Annotated in this window: 15 protein-coding genes; 8 read left to right on the top strand and 7 right to left on the bottom strand. The window is 71.1% G+C overall.

From position 1 onward, the window contains the following. Positions 1-117 precede the first annotated feature (117 nt). Together ACF08M_RS16230 and ACF08M_RS16225 are read right to left on the bottom strand one after the other, a co-directional pair. Positions 118-1,230 carry an XdhC family protein gene (locus ACF08M_RS16230; protein ID WP_392185902.1) on the bottom strand — a complete coding sequence of 371 codons (1,113 nt, stop codon included), beginning with the start codon at positions 1,228-1,230 and terminating at the stop codon, positions 118-120. Between the two features lie 136 nt (positions 1,231-1,366). After that, complete coding sequence (locus tag ACF08M_RS16225) at positions 1,367-1,666, bottom strand: DUF1876 domain-containing protein (protein ID WP_392185901.1); 300 nt, start codon at positions 1,664-1,666, stop codon at positions 1,367-1,369. 196 nt (positions 1,667-1,862) lie between these two features. Between ACF08M_RS16225 and ACF08M_RS16220 the strand changes: the two genes are divergently transcribed. The 3 genes from ACF08M_RS16220 (at position 1,863) to ACF08M_RS16210 (ending at position 5,914) form a co-directional block, all read left to right on the top strand. Then, entirely contained in the window at positions 1,863-2,693 is an 831-nt protein-coding gene (locus ACF08M_RS16220; protein WP_392185900.1) for a PP2C family protein-serine/threonine phosphatase, read from the top strand. Positions 2,694-2,750: 57 nt separating this feature from the next. Next, positions 2,751-3,770 (top strand): MASE1 domain-containing protein, encoded by a 1,020-nt coding sequence (locus ACF08M_RS16215; RefSeq protein WP_392185899.1) that lies wholly within the window; start codon positions 2,751-2,753, stop codon positions 3,768-3,770. Between the two features lie 596 nt (positions 3,771-4,366). Then, the gene (locus ACF08M_RS16210; RefSeq protein ID WP_392185898.1) at positions 4,367-5,914 is read left to right on the top strand and encodes an exopolysaccharide biosynthesis polyprenyl glycosylphosphotransferase; all 1,548 of its coding nucleotides are present in this window, start codon (positions 4,367-4,369) and stop codon (positions 5,912-5,914) included. A gap of 114 nt (positions 5,915-6,028) precedes the next feature. On the opposite strand, the gene ACF08M_RS16205 is transcribed toward ACF08M_RS16210, so the two are convergent. After that, complete coding sequence (locus tag ACF08M_RS16205; RefSeq protein WP_392185897.1) at positions 6,029-7,012, bottom strand: GDP-L-fucose synthase family protein; 984 nt, start codon at positions 7,010-7,012, stop codon at positions 6,029-6,031. Positions 7,013-7,126: 114 nt separating this feature from the next. Here ACF08M_RS16205 and gmd point away from each other — a divergent pair, with 114 nt between their 5' ends. The 4 genes from gmd (at position 7,127) to ACF08M_RS16185 (ending at position 12,207) form a co-directional block, all read left to right on the top strand. Beyond that, positions 7,127-8,140, top strand: a complete 1,014-nt coding sequence (gene gmd / locus ACF08M_RS16200) for a GDP-mannose 4,6-dehydratase (protein ID WP_392185896.1) — start codon at positions 7,127-7,129, stop codon at positions 8,138-8,140. 289 nt (positions 8,141-8,429) lie between these two features. After that, on the top strand, positions 8,430-10,691 hold the full coding sequence (locus ACF08M_RS16195; protein ID WP_392185895.1) for a LamG-like jellyroll fold domain-containing protein: 2,262 nt from the start codon (positions 8,430-8,432) through the stop codon (positions 10,689-10,691). Further along, the gene (locus ACF08M_RS16190; RefSeq protein ID WP_392185894.1) at positions 10,688-11,383 is read left to right on the top strand and encodes a hypothetical protein; all 696 of its coding nucleotides are present in this window, start codon (positions 10,688-10,690) and stop codon (positions 11,381-11,383) included. The genes ACF08M_RS16195 and ACF08M_RS16190 overlap by 4 nt, the downstream gene beginning before the upstream one ends. Then, complete coding sequence (locus ACF08M_RS16185; protein WP_392185893.1) at positions 11,380-12,207, top strand: glycosyltransferase family 2 protein; 828 nt, start codon at positions 11,380-11,382, stop codon at positions 12,205-12,207. The genes ACF08M_RS16190 and ACF08M_RS16185 overlap by 4 nt, the downstream gene beginning before the upstream one ends. On the opposite strand, the gene ACF08M_RS16180 is transcribed toward ACF08M_RS16185, so the two are convergent. Further along, positions 12,179-13,369: a glycosyltransferase gene (locus ACF08M_RS16180; protein ID WP_392185892.1), complete on the bottom strand. Its 1,191-nt coding sequence runs from the start codon at positions 13,367-13,369 to the stop codon at positions 12,179-12,181. The two genes, ACF08M_RS16185 and ACF08M_RS16180, sit on opposite strands and share 29 nt — an antisense overlap. Positions 13,370-13,474: 105 nt before the next feature. On the opposite strand from ACF08M_RS16180, the gene ACF08M_RS16175 reads away from it, so the two are divergent. After that, positions 13,475-14,983: a hypothetical protein gene (locus tag ACF08M_RS16175; RefSeq protein WP_392185891.1), complete on the top strand. Its 1,509-nt coding sequence runs from the start codon at positions 13,475-13,477 to the stop codon at positions 14,981-14,983. Here ACF08M_RS16175 and ACF08M_RS16170 read toward each other — a convergent pair. From ACF08M_RS16170 to ACF08M_RS16160, 3 genes are read right to left on the bottom strand one after another with little or no spacing between them, the layout of a single operon-like run. Continuing rightward, positions 14,952-16,196, bottom strand: coding sequence for a hypothetical protein (locus ACF08M_RS16170; protein WP_392185890.1), 1,245 nt, complete (start codon positions 16,194-16,196; stop codon positions 14,952-14,954). The genes ACF08M_RS16175 and ACF08M_RS16170 overlap by 32 nt on opposite strands. Then, entirely contained in the window at positions 16,193-17,866 is a 1,674-nt protein-coding gene (locus ACF08M_RS16165) for a lipopolysaccharide biosynthesis protein (RefSeq protein ID WP_392185889.1), read from the bottom strand. Before ACF08M_RS16165 ends, ACF08M_RS16170 begins: the two co-directional genes overlap by 4 nt. Beyond that, the gene (locus tag ACF08M_RS16160) at positions 17,863-19,128 is read right to left on the bottom strand and encodes a glycosyltransferase (protein WP_392185888.1); all 1,266 of its coding nucleotides are present in this window, start codon (positions 19,126-19,128) and stop codon (positions 17,863-17,865) included. Before ACF08M_RS16160 ends, ACF08M_RS16165 begins: the two co-directional genes overlap by 4 nt. Positions 19,129-19,146: the final 18 nt, after the last annotated feature.

Below are 19,146 nucleotides of genomic sequence, written 5' to 3'. Positions count from 1 at the left end.
TGGGGAAACAGCTGTCGCCGGGCGCCCGCCGGCAGAAACCCGAAGTGACACGGCCGGTGCGCCCTCTCGCGGTGGCACCGGCCTGGACAGGCAGAGCGGATGCGTACGGCGGCCGGGTCAGCCGGCTGTCGGGCGCGGCCGGTGGATCGCCCCGGACGTTTCCGCGAGCGGACTGCCCGTGCCGCCCCAGCGCAGTGCGACGATCTCCGCCGCGATCGAAACCGCCACCTCCTCGGGGGTACGCGCGCCCAGGTCGAGGCCGATGGGCGAGCGCAGTCGCACCAGTTCCGTTGCGCCGAGACCGGCCTCGCGCAGCCGGGCCAGGCGGTCCTCGTGGGTCCGCCGGCTGCCCATCACCCCGATGTACGCGGCCGGGGTGCGCAGGGCCACCTCCAGCAGCGGTACGTCGAACTTCGGGTCGTGGGTGAGGACGCACATCACAGTCCGCCCGTCGATCTCGGTGGCGCGCAGGTACCGGTGCGGCCAGTCGACGACCACCTCCGCGCCGTCCGGGAAGCGCCGGGGATCGGCGAAGACGGGGCGGGCGTCGCAGACGGTGACGCGGTAGCCGAGGAACACGCCGATCCTCGCCACCGCCGCGGCGAAGTCGATGGCACCGAAGACCAGCATCCTGGGCGGTGGGGAGAACGACTGGAGGAACACGGTGACGTCGTCCTCGCGACGTTCGCCGTGGGGGCCGTAGTGCCGCAAGCCGGTTGCGCCCTGGGCGAGTTCACCTCGTGCGTCGGCGATGACGGCGGCATCGAGTCCCCCCGCGCCCAGCGAGCCGGAGACGGTGTCCGGCCGGACGGCGAGGGCGGCCCCGCGCGGGGCGGGGCCGTCGGTCACGGTGGCGACCACCACCGGACGGTGCGCGGCGACCGACGCGGCGACCTCGCCGAAGGCGGCGTCGTGCGCGGGCGTCACGGGACGTACGAGCAGGGTGATCTCGCCGCCACAGGGGAGGCCGACCGCGAAGGCGTCCTCGTCGCTGCAGCCGAAGGTGCGGAGCTGGGCACGGCCGGTCTCCACGACCTCCTTGGCCAGTTCGAAGACCGCGCCCTCGACGCACCCGCCGGAGACGCTGCCCACGACCTCGTCGTCCGGGCCCACGGCCATCGCCGCGCCGGGGCCGCGCGGTGCGCTGCGGCTGACCGCGACGACGGTGGCGAGCCCGAACGGCTTCCCTGCGCTGTACCAGCGGCTGAGTGCCGGAAGGATCTCACGCATCGGCCGCCTCCGGGAGGGCCAGGCGCCGGACCGGCCGCAGTCGGGGCTCGGCCACGCACCGTGCACCGGCCGGCTTCATCGGCATGCGGGTCATATCCTTCCCCGGATTCCCCGGATTCCCCGGACACCCCGGCGCTCAGGCCGTGGTGTCGGACCACGCGTACGGCGGTGCGACGGGCCCGGTGGCGGGTCCGGCTCCGACCGATTCCAGTTCCTGGTCGGCGGCCTTCATCAACTGCGCGGCGATGTCCTTCATGGCACGGCTCGCCGCGAGTTCGTCGCCGATGGCGGGGACGTCCACGTCCTGCGGGTTGCAGCGGGCGACCCCGTGTCCCACCAGCGTGTCCGAGCCGGTCTCCAGCACCGCCTCCGCCCTGGTCGTACCGTCCTCCTCGGACAGACCGACACGGACCGTCCATTCCAGCGTGCGTGTCATCGCCCACCTCCTGCGGCCGCGCGCGGACTCGGTACGCCGCCACGACGCGGTCCTGCCACCAGGATCCCTCCGGCCGGGCCCGTTCGCGCGTTCCGGCTCCGTCCTGCCGGATTCACGGCGCCGGAGCTCGTCCTGCGGGGATCGCAGCGCCGAAATAGGATGTGGGGAGTCATTTCCACCGAGTGCGGAGCCGCCCATGAACCGGCGTCGTCCTCCCCGTGCGGCGAGCGCTGGCGAACTGCTCACCACCCTGCAACAGCTCACCTCGCGGGCACGCCGCGAGGTGGAACTGCAGCGGGCGCGGGTGGAACTGGCCGAGGCGCTGCAGCGCGAGATGCTCCCCTCGGCACTGCCCGCCCTCCCGGGTCTGCAGACAGCCGCCCGGTACACGCCGGCCCGCAGCGGACTGGACATCGGTGGCGACTGGTACGACGGATTCGTGCTGCCGGACGGCGCGCTGGCGTTCGCCATCGGGGATGTGCAGGGCCATGATGTCGAGGCCGCCGCTTTCATGGGCCAGATCCGCATCGCCATGCGGGCGATAGCCGCGACCGCCGCGGACCCCGGCGAGGTCGTGGGCCGGACCAATGACCTGCTGCTCTCGGTGGACTCCGGCCTCTTCGCCACCTGTACCTTTGCCCGCCTCGACCCGGTCTCCCGGGAGCTCCACAGTGCCCGCGCCGGGCACGTCGCCGCCGTGTGGGCCACCGCCGACGGACGCTCCGGTCTCGCCGACGACGAAGGGGGTCTGCCTCTGGGAATCCGGGCGGGTGAGCACTACCCGGTCACCCGGCGGCGCCTGACGAGCCCCGGCGCGTTCGTCCTGGTCACCGACGGAGTGGTCGAGGGGCCATCGTTCCCCATCGACGAAGGGCTGGACGCAGTGACCAGGCTGGTGGTCTCCCGGGTCGCCGCCGACGCCGACGAGCTGGCCGACGCGGTCCTGCGGGCGGCGGAGCGGACCGGGCACGAGGACGACGCCGCCGTTCTCGTCCTGCGCCACGGGGCGGCTCCCGACGGGGAGTGACGGCCGGGTCCGGGCCCAGCGTGTCAAACAGCCGCCACCCGTCCGGGTCGGTGTCTGATGAGATGTGTGATCCGCAGCAAGGAAAGCAGCAGCGAGAAAGCCATACGGGCGGTGTCGGCCGCACTTCCCGTCCTGGCCGTAGCCGCCGTCTACTACCTGGCCGGCGGGCTCGGTCTGATCCGCGGGGTGTACGTCCAGGGGGCGGTCGTCACCCCGCTCTGGCCGCCGACGGGCATCGCGCTGGCGGCCCTGATCTACCTGGGGCTGCGTGCCTGGCCCGGGATCGCACTGGGCTCGCTGTGCGTCATCGCCACACTGAGCGACTCGGTCTCGCTGCCCACCGTCGTCGTCGTGGCGGGCAACACCCTGGCTCCCGTCTGTTCGTACCTGATACTCCGCAAGGCCGGATTCCGCAGGGAGCTGGACCGGTTGCGCGACGGTGTCGGGCTGGTCTTCCTCGGCGCGCTCGGGGGCATGGTCATCAGTGCGACCGTGGGCACCTCCATGCTGGTGGTCGACGACAACCTGCCGCTGAGCGGTTTCTGGCCGGTCTGGACCGCCTGGTGGTCGGGGGACGCGATGGGTGTACTCGTGGTCACTCCACTGCTGCTGGTGCTGCGCAAGGTGCGGATGCCGCGAGCCACCGACCCGTGGATCGAGGCGATTGCGCTGGCAGTCGCCTCCGTGGCGGTCTCGCTGCTGGCCACCCGGACCTCACTGGCGATGATCTACCTGGTATTTCCGCTGATCATCTGGGCGGCGCTGCGTTTCCAGCTGGCGGGCAGCGCGCCGTGTGCCCTTCTGGTGTCGGTCCTGGCGGTCGTCGCGGGCACCCAGGGCGTGGGGCCGTTCGAGGGCCACACCAGCCTTCACGTGATGGTGAACCTTGCCGTGTTCAACGGTTCCGTCGCCCTGACCGCACTCCTTCTCGCGGCCGTCGTCACCGAGCAGAGCGACATCCGCCGGAGAATCCAGCGTGCCTGCGAGGAACTGGCCGACGTGGTGGACCGGCTCGCGCCGGGCAGGGCGTCGGGCAGCTGGCCGCCCCGGCCCGAGGACGAACTCGACGGCCTCTGACCCCGCCTTCCTCCTGGGAAAGCAGCCCCGCGCCGACGGCACCGGCCTTCCGGCCGATCCCGATCCCGCCGGCAGCCCGTGCCACGGGCACCGGGTCGCCGCGGGTGCCGGTGACGGTGTTGAAGGAATGCCCGATGCCGAACACGTGCTCCGCAGTCGAGGCGGACACCGTTTGCCGCAGCTCGGCCTCAAAGCGGGGCACGCTCGGCCGTCGCGCACCGGAGGTGAGGTTTCCGGCTCGGTTCCTCTCCGCGGAAGCCACCGCATGTCCCGCTTTCGCCTCTGGCCCACTGGCCTGATCCCGATGGTGCATCCTCCCGGACGATCCTGTTGGTGGAACCATGCAACCGGTGACCTACATGTCCGCACACCATCCGATTCCGGAACCCTACAAATGTGAGCAGTCACCTACAGACCAAGCGATCCAGCGCGGAACGGGACGAGTTCCGAGTCAGTGCGCATGTCTGAACTTCACTGGAACTCCAGCGAATTGGCACGTGTGTGGATATCGTGCACCGAGCGAGGGCGCATCCGTCAGTCCATGGGATCGGCGGATGCGCCCCGTTTATGGCGATGCAACTGTGACTGGGGGGTTCATGGGGCGTGTCGAGCTACCCGATTCGGACAGATCAGGACCGGTGGGGCTGGCTGGGGCGCCGCGTCCACGAACTGCTTCACATCGGCCTCGCGGCAAGGCATTTGACGATCAGTCGAGGGCGCCGGCCGTACAGCGTGAACGTCCGGGACCGATCACGGCGAAGAGAAGGACGGGCCGGCGTCTGCCGGTTGTCGTCGGCGCCGAGCTTCTCGGACTGGGGCTTCCGGCATGGCTCGTCCTGCGGGCCGGCGGACAGCCGCGGGCGGCGGTCGCGGCGGCGGTGGCGGCGCTGGCGTGGTCCGGCGTGCGGGCCGCACGCGGCCGGTACGCGGACCGGCCTCCAAACGGCCCTGCGGGGGGACTGAGCACGGCCGGCGACTGGCTGCTGCTCATCGGTGTGCTCGCCGTTCTGCGGACCCTGACGGGTGACGCGGTCGATCCCGCGACGGCGGCCGTGGCACTGCTGCCCGGCCTGCTGGCGGGCGCCGCGGTTCTGGGTCTGAGGCGGTTGCCGTGGCCGGGACGGCGGCTGCGGACCGTCCGGCGGGTACTGGTGGTCGGGGAAGCATCGAGGGTGGAACGCGCGGTGCGGCTGCTGGGTTCCCGCGCGGACCATCCGTACCAGGTCGTGGCCGCCATACCGGTGGGGGCCGCTCCCCTGGAGTGCCAGGTCCAGGTGCCGGGCCGGCTCGCACCGGCACCGGCCGAGGACGACGCGTCGACGGTGCTGGGCGGGGCGTTCGCCCATGATGCGGACCTGGCCCTGGTGGTGCCGGGGCCGCAGCTCTCCGAGGAGCGGCTGCGCCGGCTCTCCTGGGGGCTTCACGACGGCGGGCTGCCCCTGTCCGTGCTGTCGGAGCTCTCGGGCATCGCGGCCGACCGGGTACGGCCGGCCGCCGCTGCCGGGCTGACGCTGCTGCACATCGCACCCCCGCTGCGGCGGGGACCGCAGATGGTCCTGAAGGCCGTGGTGGACCGCGTCGGCGCCGCACTCGGCCTGCTGGTCCTGGCACCTGTGCTGCTGCTGATCGGGGCGGCGGTGCGGCTCGGCTCCGACGGGCCGGCGTTCCACCGCCAGATCCGGCACGGACAGCACAACCGGCCGTTCACGATGTGGAAGTTCAGGACGATGGTGGTGGACGCCGAGAGCCGCAAGCAACAGCTGCTCACGGCCAACGAGAACGACGGTCCGATGTTCAAGATGCGCCGCGACCCCCGGGTGACCGGTATCGGCCGTCTGCTGCGCCGGACGTCTCTCGACGAGCTGCCGCAACTGCTCAATGTGCTCCGGGGCGACATGTCACTGGTCGGTCCACGGCCTCCGCTGCCGGAGGAGGTGTCCCGCTACGACGAACGCGAGCTGAGGCGCCTCGCGGTCAGACCGGGGCTGACCGGTCTGTGGCAGGTCAGCGGGCGTTCGGACCTGTCCTGGCAGGAGACCGTCTCGCTCGACCTGTGGTACGTCGACAACTGGTCGGTGATCACGGACATGGGGCTCATGGCCCGGACGCTGCGCGCCGTCACCGACGGCCGTGGGGCGTACTGAGAGCGGCGGCCGTCGATGCGAGGAGTGCGGGACGACCGGCCGTGCGGGGCCGCAGCGACGGCCGGCCGTCGCGTTGCGGCGGCCGGTCCGCGCCGGTGGATCCGTCGGGTCCGCTCAGACCTGTGCGGTCCGCCGCTCCAGCCACCATGCGTACGTCCGGGCTATCCCGTCGCGCAGGCCGATCCGCGGTACGAAGCCGAGAGAGGTGAGCCGGGAGACATCGAGCAGTTTGCGCGGGGTGCCGTCGGGCTTCGACGCGTCCCATTCGATGACCCCTTGAAAACGCGTCACCTCCCTTACGATTTCGGCCAGTTCACGGATCGTCAGGTCTTCACCACAGCCGATGTTGACGGGTTCGTCGCCGTCGTAGCGCTCCAGCAGCAGGAGGCACGCCGCGGCCAGGTCGTCGACGTGCAGGAACTCGCGGCGCGGGCTGCCGGAGCCCCAGAGCGTGACCACGGGCGCCCCGTCCCGCCCCGCCTCGTGGAAACGGCGGATCAGCGCGGGAAGTACGTGCGAGGTCTCCAGGTCGAAGTTGTCGCCCGGGCCGTAGAGATTGGTCGGCATGGCGCTGATGTACGCGGCGCCATACTGCCGGCGGTAGGACTGGACCTGTACGATTCCGGCGATCTTGGCCAGTGCGTACGCCTCGTTGGTCGGCTCCAACAGACCGGTGAGCAGGGCGCTTTCGGGGATCGGCTGCGGGGCGCGCCTGGGGTAGATGCAGGACGAGCCGAGGAAGAGCAGCCGCTCGACACCGGCCGTGTGCGCTCCGGCGACGACGCTCAGCTGGATGCGCAGGTTGTCCTCCAGGAACTGCACCGGGTACGCGTTGTTGGCCAGGATTCCGCCGACCTTGGCGGCAGCCAGTACCACGGCGTCCGGGCGGACCCGGCGGAGAAACTCCTCGGTCCGCGCGGCGTCGCGCAGATCGAGGCGGTCACGATCGCGGGTGATCACCTCGTGTCCGGCGGCGGTGAGACGGCGCACCACTGCCGAGCCGACCAGGCCGCGGTGGCCCGCGACGAATACGCGGGCGCCGGATCGTAGGAGGGGGCGGACGGATTCCTGGGTAGGGCCGGGGAGATCGGTCGTCATGGCCCGGATTGTGCCAGCAGCCACCGATCGCGGTGACGTTGTGCCGCAGATCGCTCAATTTCGATATTTCGGTGAGAACCAACAGCATTTCAGACGAACACAGAGGGGGTAGTCGTGGCGAAGACCGCGCTCATCACCGGCGTGACCGGACAGGACGGTTCGTACCTGTCCGAGCTGCTGCTCGACAAGGGGTACACGGTCCATGGACTGATACGCCGCTCGTCGAGCTTCAACACCGAGCGGATCGACCACATCTACCAGGGCCCGGAGGTGGAGAACCGTTCGTTCGTCCTGCACCACGCCGACCTCGCCGACGGGGTCGCGCTGGTGAATCTGCTGCGCGACATCCGGCCGGACGAGGTCTACAACCTGGGCGCCCAGTCGCACGTCCGCGTCTCGTTCGACGCCCCGCTGTACACCGGTGACATCACGGGTCTCGGCACCATCCGCTTGCTGGAGGCCGTCCGCGCGAGCGGTATCGACACCCGGATCTATCAGGCGTCGTCGTCGGAGATGTTCGGCGCGACCCCGCCGCCGCAGAACGAGAAGACGCCGTTCCATCCGCGGAGCCCGTACAGCGTCGCCAAGGTGTATTCCTACTGGGCGACCGTCAACTACCGTGAGGCATATGGAATGTTCGCGGTCAACGGGATCCTCTTCAACCATGAGTCCCCGCGTCGCGGCGAGACCTTCGTGACCCGGAAGATCACGCGCGGGGTGGCCAGGATCAAGGCGGGTCTGCAGACCCACCTCCATCTGGGCAATCTCGATGCAGTGCGCGACTGGGGGTACGCCCCCGAGTATGTCGACGCGATGTGGCGGATGCTGCAGTGCGACGGCCCGGACGACTACGTGGTGGCCACCGGCGAGGGGGCCAGCGTCCGGCAGTTCCTGGAGTACGCCTTCGCGCACGCGGGCCTGGACTGGCGGGAGCACGTCCGCTACGACGCCAAGTACGAACGGCCCAGCGAGGTCGACGCGCTGATCGGTGACGCCGCCAAGGCCGAGGAACTGCTCGGCTGGAAACCGGCGGTGAGGTCGCAGGAACTCGCCAGGATCATGGTCGAGGCCGACATCCGCCAGCTCTCCGATCAACTCGCCGGAGCCGCCGTCCGGGTGGACCGATGAGACGTCCGGACCCCGCACACGGCGGGACCGTCGTGCCGGTCACCGGCGCGTCCGGTACTCCCCCACGCCACCCGGCCGCCGGTCACGGCCGCGCCGGGGACCGGCCCGGGCGCGACCTTTGCCCCCACCGTTCTCCGGTGGGCTTGTGTGCGTCCGCACCGGTCCGGGCCCCCGGCACGGACCACTCACTCGCCCTCACCGGCAGCGGGGCGGAGCGTCGCCGCCGCCGGTCGGACGAGGCAGGAAGGGCGGCCCTCCGGCCGCAGCTCGTTCTCACCCTCGGAGCCGAATGATGAACGGAAGTACGGGGCGCGGACCCACCGGACGCGCCCGGGCACGGGCTGCGGCCGCCGCACTCTGCCTGCTCGCCGGAGCGCTGACCGCCACCGCGTCCGGGGGCTCCCCGGCCGCGGCCCTCACCCCGCCGGTCTCACTGACCGCGGACGATCTCACCACCTGGCAGACCAACGGCATCGTCTGGTCGATGGCCGCGTCGGACGCCGGTGTCGTCTACGCCGGCGGCACCTTCTCCACCGTCCGGCCGCCAAACGCGGCCGCCGGCACCTCCGAACAGCCCTCGGTGAACTTCGCCGCGTTCGACGCGGCAACCGGTGAGCCGACCGGCTGCAAGCTGTCGTTCACCCTCTCGTCGGGGACGGCGACCGTACGTGCCCTGGCGCTCTCGCCCGACCAGAAGACCCTCTATGCCGGCGGGCAGTTCGGGGCGGTGAACGGGGTCAAAGTGAGCAACATCGCCGCCATCGACACCGCGACCTGCACCCCGCGCCAGGACTTCAAGGTCTCCGTCTCCGCGACGGTGCGGGCCCTGGCCGTCACGGCCGACACCGTCTATCTGGGCGGTGACTTCAACAACGTGGCGGGGCAGACCCGGAACAAGTTCGCCGCGGTCACCACGGGCGCGTCGCTGAAGCCGTGGAAGGCCAACACCGACGAGGTGGGCCGGGCCGTGGAGCTGACACCCGACGGCAAGCGTGTACTGATCGGTGGTGACTTCTTCACCGTCAACGGCATCACCTCGCACGCGCTGGCCGTGGTGGACGCCACCACCGGGGCCGTCGCCAAGAGCTATCCGGCCGGGTTCATTCCGAACACCTCCACGGTGCAGGACCTGACGACGGACGCCACCGGCTTCTACACCGCCAACGAGGGCACCGGAGGGGGTGTCTTCGACGGCCGGATCGCGCTGAACCTCAGCAACTTCGAGCAGCGTTGGCGGGACACCTGTCTGGGTGCCACACAAGCCGTCCTCGTCCACAAAGGCGTCCTGTACAGCGGGAGTCACGCGCACGACTGCGCGAGCATGGGCGAGTTCCCGGACCAGCCCCGCAAGCACCTGCTGGCCCAGTCCGTCGACGACCCGAAGCTGCTCCCCTGGTTCCCCGACACCAACGACGGCATCGGAGAGCCGGTCGGGCCCCGGGTGATGGCACAGACCGACAAGGGCGGCCACCATTACCTGTGGGTGGGCGGGGAGTTCACCACTGTCAACGGCTCCGCGCAGCAGGGCCTGACCCGGTTCGCAGACGGCCCCGACACCGGGGCTCCGTGGGTTCCGAACGTCAGCCTGTCCACGGTCGCCCCGGGCAAGGTGGAGGTCAACTGGCAGACGAGCTACGACGCCGACGACGGGGAGCTCACGTACCGGATCTACAAGGACGGTGCGAACACCCCGGTTTACACCACGACGGGGCGTTCGCTGTTCTGGGACCGGCCGCAGCTGAGGTGGACCGATACGGACGTCGCCCCGGGTGAGACCCACTCGTACCGGATCAGTGCCGACGACGGTACCAACACCAGCGCCAAGTCGCCCGCTCTGTCCGCCACCGTGACGTCCGCCGCCGAGAAGTACCCCGCGAGAGTGCTGGCCGACGGCGCCTCGCTGTACTGGCGGTACGACGAAGGCACGTCGACGTTCGCCAGTGACACCGGCAAGGGGCTGGACAACGGGTTCCTCCGCAACTCCCCCGCCTACCGCCGGACTCCGGCCGCCGTCGCGGGTCCGTCGACCGCGATCGGCTTCAACGGAACCAACCAGTACGCGTACAGCAACAGGCGCCATCCGCATCCGGCCAGGTTCTCGGTCGAGACCTGGATCAAGACGAAGACCACCAGGGGAGGGAAGATCATCGGCTTCGGCAATGTGACCATGCAGAACAGCACGCAGTTCGACAAGCATGTGTACATGCGCGACGACGGGCGGCTCGTCTTCGGGGTCTACAGCGGCGGCACCAGGACCATCACCACGCCGGCGGCCTACAACAACGGTGCCTGGCACCATGTCGTCGCGCTGCAGGGCACCGGCGGCATGGCGCTGTACGTCGACGGGCAGTTGCGCGCCTCCAGCGCCCGGTACACCGGAAACCAGAACTCCAGCGGATACTGGCGGGTCGGCGGGGACAACCTGAACAACTGGCCGAGCAGGCCGACGAGCAACTTCTTCGCCGGGGAGATCGACGAGACCGCCGTCTACCCGACCACGCTGAGCGGCCCGCAGGTCAGGGCCCACTACGCCCTGAGGACGGGTGGATGAGGAATCCGTTCCGGGCCGGTGCCGCCGTCGTCGTACTGACGGCGGCACTGGCCGCATGCGGCTCGTCCTCTGACGGGCACCCGGGGGCGAGCGGCGCCGGGCCGTCGGCCACGCGGACCCCTGTCACGGCCCCGTCGGCCGGTCCCGCCACCACCGCGTCCAGCGGCCCTGCGGCTCCGCGGGCGAGCGAACCGGCCCGCCTGCCCACCGATGAACTCACCCCTGCCACGGGCTCGTTCACCAGAAAGCAGAAGGAGTATCTCGTCGACCGGGTGCCCAGGGGCATGGACCCGGCGGCCGTGCTCCAGACCGGCCAGGAGACCTGCGACAGGCTCACCTACCTCGTGAAGGCCGACCGGGACGTCGCGGTCGGCGCGATCGTGACGGGCGAGATCGCCGAGGCGCAACCCGCCGTCGAACATCTCTGCCACCAGCACCGGGAGTTGGTGAAGGAGGCGGCGCGGGGGTACGCGGACGGCACCTACGAGAACGCGCAGCTCCGGCCGGGCCGCTACCACGACGTCTCCCCCACCGCGAACTGCACCTGGCAGATCACCGGGGCGAACGGCAGGAGTCTGGGATCGGGCTCCGCCGCCTCCGGGAAGCGGGCCGAGATCACCCTCCCGGAATCGGCCCGTGCCTTCACCTCCACAGGCTGCTACGCCTGGCTGCCCGAAGGAGAGCATGGATGAGCAAACTGCCGATCGCCGTGGCGATCCCCACGAAGAACGAGGGGCTCAACATCGCCGAGGCGGTGAAGTCCGTGCTCGGCCACTTCGAGGCGGTCGTCGTCGTCGACTCGCACAGTGCGGACGAGACGGCGAAGATCGCCGAGGAGTGCGGGGCCGAGGTGGTCACGTACACCTGGGACGGCGGTCACCCGCGCAAGAAGCAGTGGTGTCTGGACCATGTCCGCACGGATCTGGACTGGATCCTGCTGCTCGACGGGGACGAGCGGCTCAGCCCCGGGCTGCTGGCCGAACTGCGGCAGGTCTTCGCCGATCCCGGCACGCCGAAACCTGCCGCGTACGACATACCGCTGGGTTACTGGTTCTCCGGGAAGCGGCTCCGGCACGGCTACACCATCCGCAAACGGTCGCTGACCGACCGCACGCGCTGCCGGTACCCGGAGGTGGGAGATCTCGAAGCGCCGGGCATCGGCGAGGTCGAGGGGCACTACCAGCCGGTCGCCGAGTCAGCCGGCTCCCTCCGCAATCCGATCGAGCACCAGGATCTCGATCCGGTCACGGCCTGGTTCGAGCGGCACAACCGCTACTCGGACTGGGAGGCGTGGCTGGAGCATCACCCCGAGGTCAAGGAGCAGGTGCGGAGGGTGAAGTCCCGCCAGGGACAGCTGTTCCACAAGGCGCCCTTGAAGCCCCTGGTGTCGTTCGCGTACATGTATCTGTACCGGCGGGGCTTCCTCGACGGACGTGCGGGGTTCGACTTCGCGCTGGCGATGAGCTTCTACCGCTGGCAGATCGCGCTCAAGTCCCGTGAGGGGAAGACCGTGTGACACGGTGACCCTTCCGGCGGACCACGTCCTCGTAGGTCCGCCGGAGGGTCCGGGTCACGGTCTCGATGGTGAAATCCTCGTTGACCAGATCCCAGGCGGCCTTGCCGGCCCGGGCATTGGCCTCGGGATCGAGGAGTTCGAGGACGGCCCGGGCCACCTTGCGTGCGTTCTCCCCGTCCTCGCCGACCAGGCTGTTGATCACCCGGCCCGCGCCGGCCCGCGCCACATCGGGACCGAGTCCGCAGGTGCGGGTGATGACGACCGGAGTGCCGACCGACATCGCTTCGAGGACGGACACGCCCAGGGGTTCCTCGATCGACGGCAGTACGTACACATCGGCCTGTCGGCCCGCCGCCAGAACCTCTTCGTGGCCGAGCGGTCCCACATGGTCGAGGGAGTCCAGAACCCCGAGTTCGCGGGCGAGTTCGAGGGTCGCGGACAGCGCTCCGGTGTCGGGTCCGGCCAGCACGAACCGGGCGTCCGGGTGCTCGGCGAGAACTGCCGGCATCGCGGCGACGAAGTCCTCGGGGCGTTTGCGCTCCTGGATACGGGCGAGGAAGAGGATCGTCGGCGGCCGCCCCGGTTCGCGGGCGGGCCTGCGTTCCTGCGGGCGTACGCCGTTGACCAGCCGTACGGTCCTGGTCAACGGCACCGGTGCGGCGACGGCGTTCACATCGAGGCGTTCCGTTTCGGTGAGATGCAGCACGGCGTCGGCTTCGCGCAGCACCTTGCGCACCCCCAGCAAATCGGTCAGCCGGGCGACCCGATTCTCGGTGGGGTCGACCATGCCGTGCGTCTGGACGACCAGGGGGGTGCGGGAGGCCAGTGCGAGCAGTGCGACGGGCAGCGTCACCAGGTCGCGCATCAGGTGGACATGGACGAGGTCGGCGCCGCGCATCATGCGACGGGCGGCGAGCAGGAGTGCACCGGAGGTGATGCCGCTGACCTCGAAGACGGGGAGCAGGTGGCGGGCCTGGAAGAGGTGAACCGGCACTCCCTCGGCCTCGGGCGGCAACCGACCGCCGAAGCCGTCGCCCAGCGCCATGACGCGGGCGTCGTCGCCCCCGGCCCGCTGGGCCTTCGACAGGTTGAGTGCCACCCTTGTCGGGCCGCCGAACGCGTGGTCCGGGGTGTGCAGTGTGACGACGTGCAGGATCTTCACCAGGGCTCCCCTCGACCTCGGACGACCGTTTACAGCCTAGTCATCCAAACCTCCCAAGTGGGTTGATTCGTTAGAGTGTTCACAGGTCCACGGAACGGGGAGCACATGACGTCCGTGCGTGAGGCGGCGCCGTCCGCACCCGTACCGGAGCACGGCCCGCAAGACCCGGTCCAGCCGCCGGCGAAGCCCATGTCGTGGGCCATGCTGTCGCGTGCCCTGGCGGTACCCCTCATCCTCGGGCTGGTCTGCTTCCTGCCCGCGGTGATCGCCGCGCAGCCCGGGAGCGGGGTCCGGGACACCGCGTACTGGCTGCAACTCGTGCTGACCTGTTACGCGGGGGCCAGGCTCGCGACGATGGTTCTGTCCACGCGGCGGCGTCTGCTGCAGGGCGTGTTCTGGATGTTCGTGTACATCGCGATGGGGGTGGCACCGTTCGCGCAGGCGGTCATCGGGCAGACCCCCACCCCGATGGTCGGACCGCGGTCGGATCTGGTGACGGCCGTCGCGCTGATCCTGGTGGGGTGTGCCGCGTTCGACCTCGGGGCGCTGCTGGCCTCCCGGCGCCCGCTGCGCCGCCGGACCGCGGCGCGCTCCGGGAGCGGCCCGGCCACCGCGCACCGGGTGCGGCTCAGGCTGCTGGTGGTGCTGGCCTTCGCGGCGAGCGGTTACTACATCCTGAAGCTCGGCGGGCCCGCCGTCTTCTTCACCAGCAGGCAGGAGATCAGCGCCTCGGTCGCGGCCAGCGGGGTGGCATCGGGCCAGTCCAATGTGGGATCGGCCTTCCTCAAGGGCTTCGGTACGGTACCGGCGCTGCTGGGGCTGCTCTTCTACACGCGTCGGCTGGTGACCTCGCGCAGGGCGCGGCGTTCACCCTCGACGGTCCTGGTCTGGTGTGCGCTGCTGGTCCTCAACGTGGTCGTGAACAACCCGGTGTCCAACGCCCGTTACTGGTTCCTGACCGTACTGGTCTCATTCCTGTTCACCGCGTTCCCGAGCAGTGCGGCGATGTACCGGTCGGTGCTGGCCATGGGGGTGGTCGGGGCACTGGTGCTGTTCCCGTACGCGGACCGGTTCCGCTACGACAGCGCCGGGTACCGGCCGGTGGATTCGTCGTCGGTCTTCGAGCCGCTCGCCACCAAGGACTACGACCAGACGGTGATGTTCGCCAACACGATCACCTGGATCGACACCCGGAGCCACACCTACGGGCGCCAACTGGCGGGCTCCGCGCTCTTCTTCGTGCCCCGGTCGGTGTGGAGCGGCAAGCCGGAGGACACGGGGGTGCGCGTCGGTCAGTGGATGGGGATGAACATGACCAACCTGTCGGCGCCGCTGTGGACCGAGATCTGGGTCGACTTCGGTGCACCGGGCATGACAGGCGCGTTCGCACTGATCGGATACGCCGCCGCGCGCACCGACCGGCGTTACGCGCGCGCGGTCTCCCGGGACGGCCCCGGCAGCGTTCTGGCCATCGCCGCTCCGCTGATCGCCGGGTACTCCTTCATTCTGTTGCGCGGCCCACTGTTGCAGGCCGTCGGGAAGCAGGCGATCGCGGCTCTCTGCCTGTTGCTGATCACCGGTTTCAGGAGCCGGAGCGGACGGCGTTCGCCGTGACGGGGGCCTGGTCCATGGCAGCGCGGCGTCTCAGCCGGACCACCCGGGTCCAGGTGGCCGCGGCCTTGCAGACGGACCCCAGGCAGAGGCCCCAGGCCGCGCCCGGCACCCCGCCGAGCACATGGCCGCCGATGAGGAAGGCCACGGCGGCGAGCGAGAAGACCACCTGGATGGAGAGGGTGGTACGGGGGTCGAGCATCCGGAGGGCCAGCAGGCCGCAGGTGCCCACGGCCATCGCCGCGTACTGGCTGCCGGTCGCCGGGAGCAGGGCGGCCGCCGTGGGCCAGGTGTCGCCGAGCAGATGGCGGCCGATTCCGTCGGGCAGCAGGGCGAGTGCGGTGGCCCAGGCGGCGGCCGCGACGGCCAGGATCGCGGCGAGCAGCGCCGTGGCGCGTACCCTGCGGCGTTCGGAGGCCAGCCGTCCGAGCAGCGGCGGGCCGAAGCCGGTGGCGGAGGTGAACAGCACGTTCAGCGGTCCGAAGAGCGTCGTCGCGCCGCGCAGGGCACCGACCACCAGCGGGTTGCCGACCATGCCGAGCCCCAGTACGGAGAGCTGGCCGGCGGCGTTGCCCACGCCGAACTCCACCACGAAGCGCCGCCCCAGATGCCCGCGTCGCAGGAGGACCATGAGCCGCAGGGGCGTTCCGGCCACCCTGCGGTGCAGCAGGACGGCCGACAGCAGCAGGGCCGGCAGCGCGGACAGCCCCCAGGCGGCGACGAGCCGGGCGGCCGGGACACCATGGGGCTGCACGGCCAGCGCGCCCAGCACACAGGCCAGTCTGAGCACGTCGCCCGCCAGGGCCAGGTGCGGCAGGTGCAGGGTGGAGAAGGCGTAGCGCATGGTGTCCTGGCCCAGGACCACCGGCAGGACGAGTCCCAGCATCATCAGGGCACGTGCGGTGGCACCCGGCAGCGGCAGACAGACGGCGGCGAGCGGGACGCCGAGCCCGGCCGCGGCGAGCAGGGTGAAGGCGACCGACGACCGGCAGGCGCCGCGTATCTCGTCGCCCTCGCCGCGCCGCAGGACGAGCGGTTGACCGGTGTAGGCGCCGCATACCCCGAGCAGCACGGTGAAGACGAGGTAGACCGCCGAGAAGCGGGCGAAGTCGGCCACGGTGGAGAGCCGGGCGGCGGCCACCAGCACCAGGATGTTGGTGAGCGCCGCCACGCCCTGGTCCGCGACCGAGCAGACGATCGCGGTACGTGCCTTCATCTGTGTCCCGCGGTGGAGTCGAAGGGGCGCAGGCCGAGCGTCTCGGCGGGGTCACCGGCGCGCTCCGGGCCGCTGCCCGTTCCGTCCCGGCCGGGTCGGCCCCCGCCCGCGCGCCGTCTGGCGGCCTTCTTCCGGGCCCGGCGCTCGTGGCGGTTCCGGCCGGGGTGGAGCAGCGCTCCGAGCACGGTACCGCCGGCCGCTCCGATGATCTCGCGGATCCGTTCCAGGTCGCTGCGGTGCACCTCGTGCGGGTCGCAGACCACCACGACGCCCTCCACCCGGTCGATCAGCGCGACGGCGTCGGCGTACGACAGCACGGGCGGGGCCAGCACGATGACGACGGCGCCCGGCCGGTCGCCCTCGGCGACGATCCTTCCGACGGGCGCGGACGTCAGGGCGCGCGGCACGTTGTCCGTGCGCCGGCCCGCTATCAGGGTGAAGGCGCCCGAACCGGGTACGTCCACATTCATCCGGCTGTCCGACGGCCAGGCCCGTCGGCCTTCCGGTCCCCAGCGCGGCCGGGCTCCCCGCACGGCCGGGCCGAGGTCCCCGGCCAGGGACGGGGTGCGCAGATCGGCCTCGACCAGGAGCACGTAACGCCCCATCTCGGCGAAGGCCGCGGCCAGGTTGACCGCGGCGTCGGCGGCCTCGTCACCGGCCCCGCGCGGGGCCGCGACCAGGAGTCTGCGGCGCTCGGCGAACGACGGGTCGTAGGCGAGCCGGAAGGCGACCGCCCGGTACTCCTCGGCGAGCCGGCTCCCGCTCCGTCCGATGGCGAGCAGCCCGCCCGCGGATGCCCGCTCCCTGGGCAGGGTGCCGAGCAGCGGGGCCCCGAGCGAGCTGACCAGCTCCCGGGTGGACCGCACGGCCGGGTCGAAGACGAGGCGCACCCAGGACAGCAGCAGCCCGAGCGCGAGCCCGACGACACCTCCGAGTCCCAGTAGCAGGGGGAGTCCCGCACCGGTGGGCTCGGTGGGCGCGACGGGCTTCTTCGTCAGATAGCCGGGGGTCGTGTCCAGGGCGCGCAACTCGGAGATCTTCCGGCTCAGTTCGGAGATCGAGACCACGAGGTTGGCCCGCGCGCCGGCCACGTCGTTGCCTTTGCCGGTCTGCTCCGCGAGTTGGTCGCGCTGTTCGGTGAGCGGCTCCAGCTGGGCGCGGTAGCCGTCGACCATGTTGGCGATGCTGTCCTCGGTGCGCTGCCTGCGGATCTCCAGATAGGCGTCGGCGAGCGCCTGGGCCCGCCCCCTGGCCAGGGCAGGGGTGCGACCGGTGTACGCGAAGCGGAGCACGAGGGTGTTCGGCGGGTTGGTGACCTGGAGGCCGGACAGCAGGGTGCCGACCTCCACCCGGTCGCCCGCCCTGGCCAGGGAACCGACGGCCAGGGTCCCCACGGTGTCACTGACGGCGGTCTGCCGCTCGGAGCCGATGTTGATGCCCTTGTCGGCGGAGGCGCCCGCGGCGAAGGGGTCGGACGCGGCGGAGCGTACGACGACCTCGCCCGTCGAGGTGTAGCTCTCCTCGCCGCCGAGGGCGAGCCAGCCGCCGCCGAGCAGCCCGAGGACGACGCCGGAGGCGAGCAGTGCCCGGTAGCGCAGGAGCTGGCGGAACTGGTCCCTCAGCAGCGCGGGTTCGTCCTGGTCCTCCAGGGCCCGGATCGGGTGGGTCATCGGCGTGGTCTCCCTTGTGCGTCCGCGAGGACCTCGGTGAGCAGTGCGTCGAAGCGGGCCAGACCCGCCTCCTGGCTCAGGTGACGTGCGACGTACCGCGGTCCGTTGGCGCCGAGCCGGGCCGCCTCGGCCGGTGCCTCGACGAGTTTGCGTACGGCTGACAGCAGCGCCGCGGGGTCCTCCGGTGTGACGAGGATCCCGGCGCCGGACCGGTGGATCTCCTGCGCGGTGCCTCCCCCCTCGGCCACCGAGGCGACGACGGGACGCCCCGAGACGAAGTACGAGGTGAGCTTGGACGGGACGCTCATGTCGAGCACGGACGACCGCTGGGTCACCGCGAGCACATCGGCGGCGGCGAGGATGTCCGTGAACTCCTCGGAGTCGGCCGGCGGCAGGAAGTCGAGGTTGCGCAGGCCCGGCGCACGCGTCAGCAGCGCCTCGCGCTGGTTCCCGTCCCCCATCAGCACGAAGCGTATCCCCGGGGCGAGCCGGGCCGCGTCGACGAGGACCTCCAGGCCCTGTTTGAGTCCCATGTTCCCGGAATGCAGGACCACGGGGATGCCCTCGCTCCAGCCGAGTCGCGCCCGGGTCCGCGCCCGGTCGGCCGAAGGTGCCCGCACATGCGACCAGTTGGGGACGAGGCGGATGCGTCCCGGGTCCACGCCGTACGCGGTGACGCGCGGGACGAAGGTCTCGTGGATGACTCCGACGAGGGCGGCGCCGTGCAGCACGTACCGTTCGGCCGACGAGGCGACGGCCGCCGCCCGCTGACCGCCCCGGATACCACTCTGCGCGGCGGCCGCGCCCATCAGATCCTGCACGACCGGTATGTACGGGACACGGTGGCGGCGGGCCAGCCGGGCCCCCATGACACCGCCCGCGAGGCTGGGCATCTGGGAGATCACCGCGTCCGGCGGGGGCGAGACGGGCGGCGCCAGCAGGCCGTGCCCGAGGACCGTCGCCTCGAACGCGGCTCTGCGCAGAGCGCTCTGGCGCGGTGGCACATAGTGTCTTCGCCGATGGACGGTGACCCCGGACCGCTTCTCGGTGACCCGCCACACGCCCCGGTACCCTGCCTCGGTCCGCCAGGACGGGTAGTGCGGCATGCCGGTCAGCACGTGGGTCTCGGCCCCCGACGCGGCCCAGTGCTCGGCGAGCTGCGCGGCGTACGGGCCGATACCCGTCAGCTCCGGCGCGTAGTTCGTCGAGACGACCAGCAGCGTGCGACCCTCGAACGGTTTGTGACCGTCGGTATCGGACATGGACGCTCGCCTCCCCCG

Origin of the sequence: Streptomyces sp. NPDC015032, from assembly GCF_043080425.1 — a bacterium.
Lineage (GTDB): Bacteria > Actinomycetota > Actinomycetes > Streptomycetales > Streptomycetaceae > Streptomyces.
Note: the sequence above shows the minus strand (reverse complement) of the source record. Positions and strands in the feature narration are given on the sequence as shown.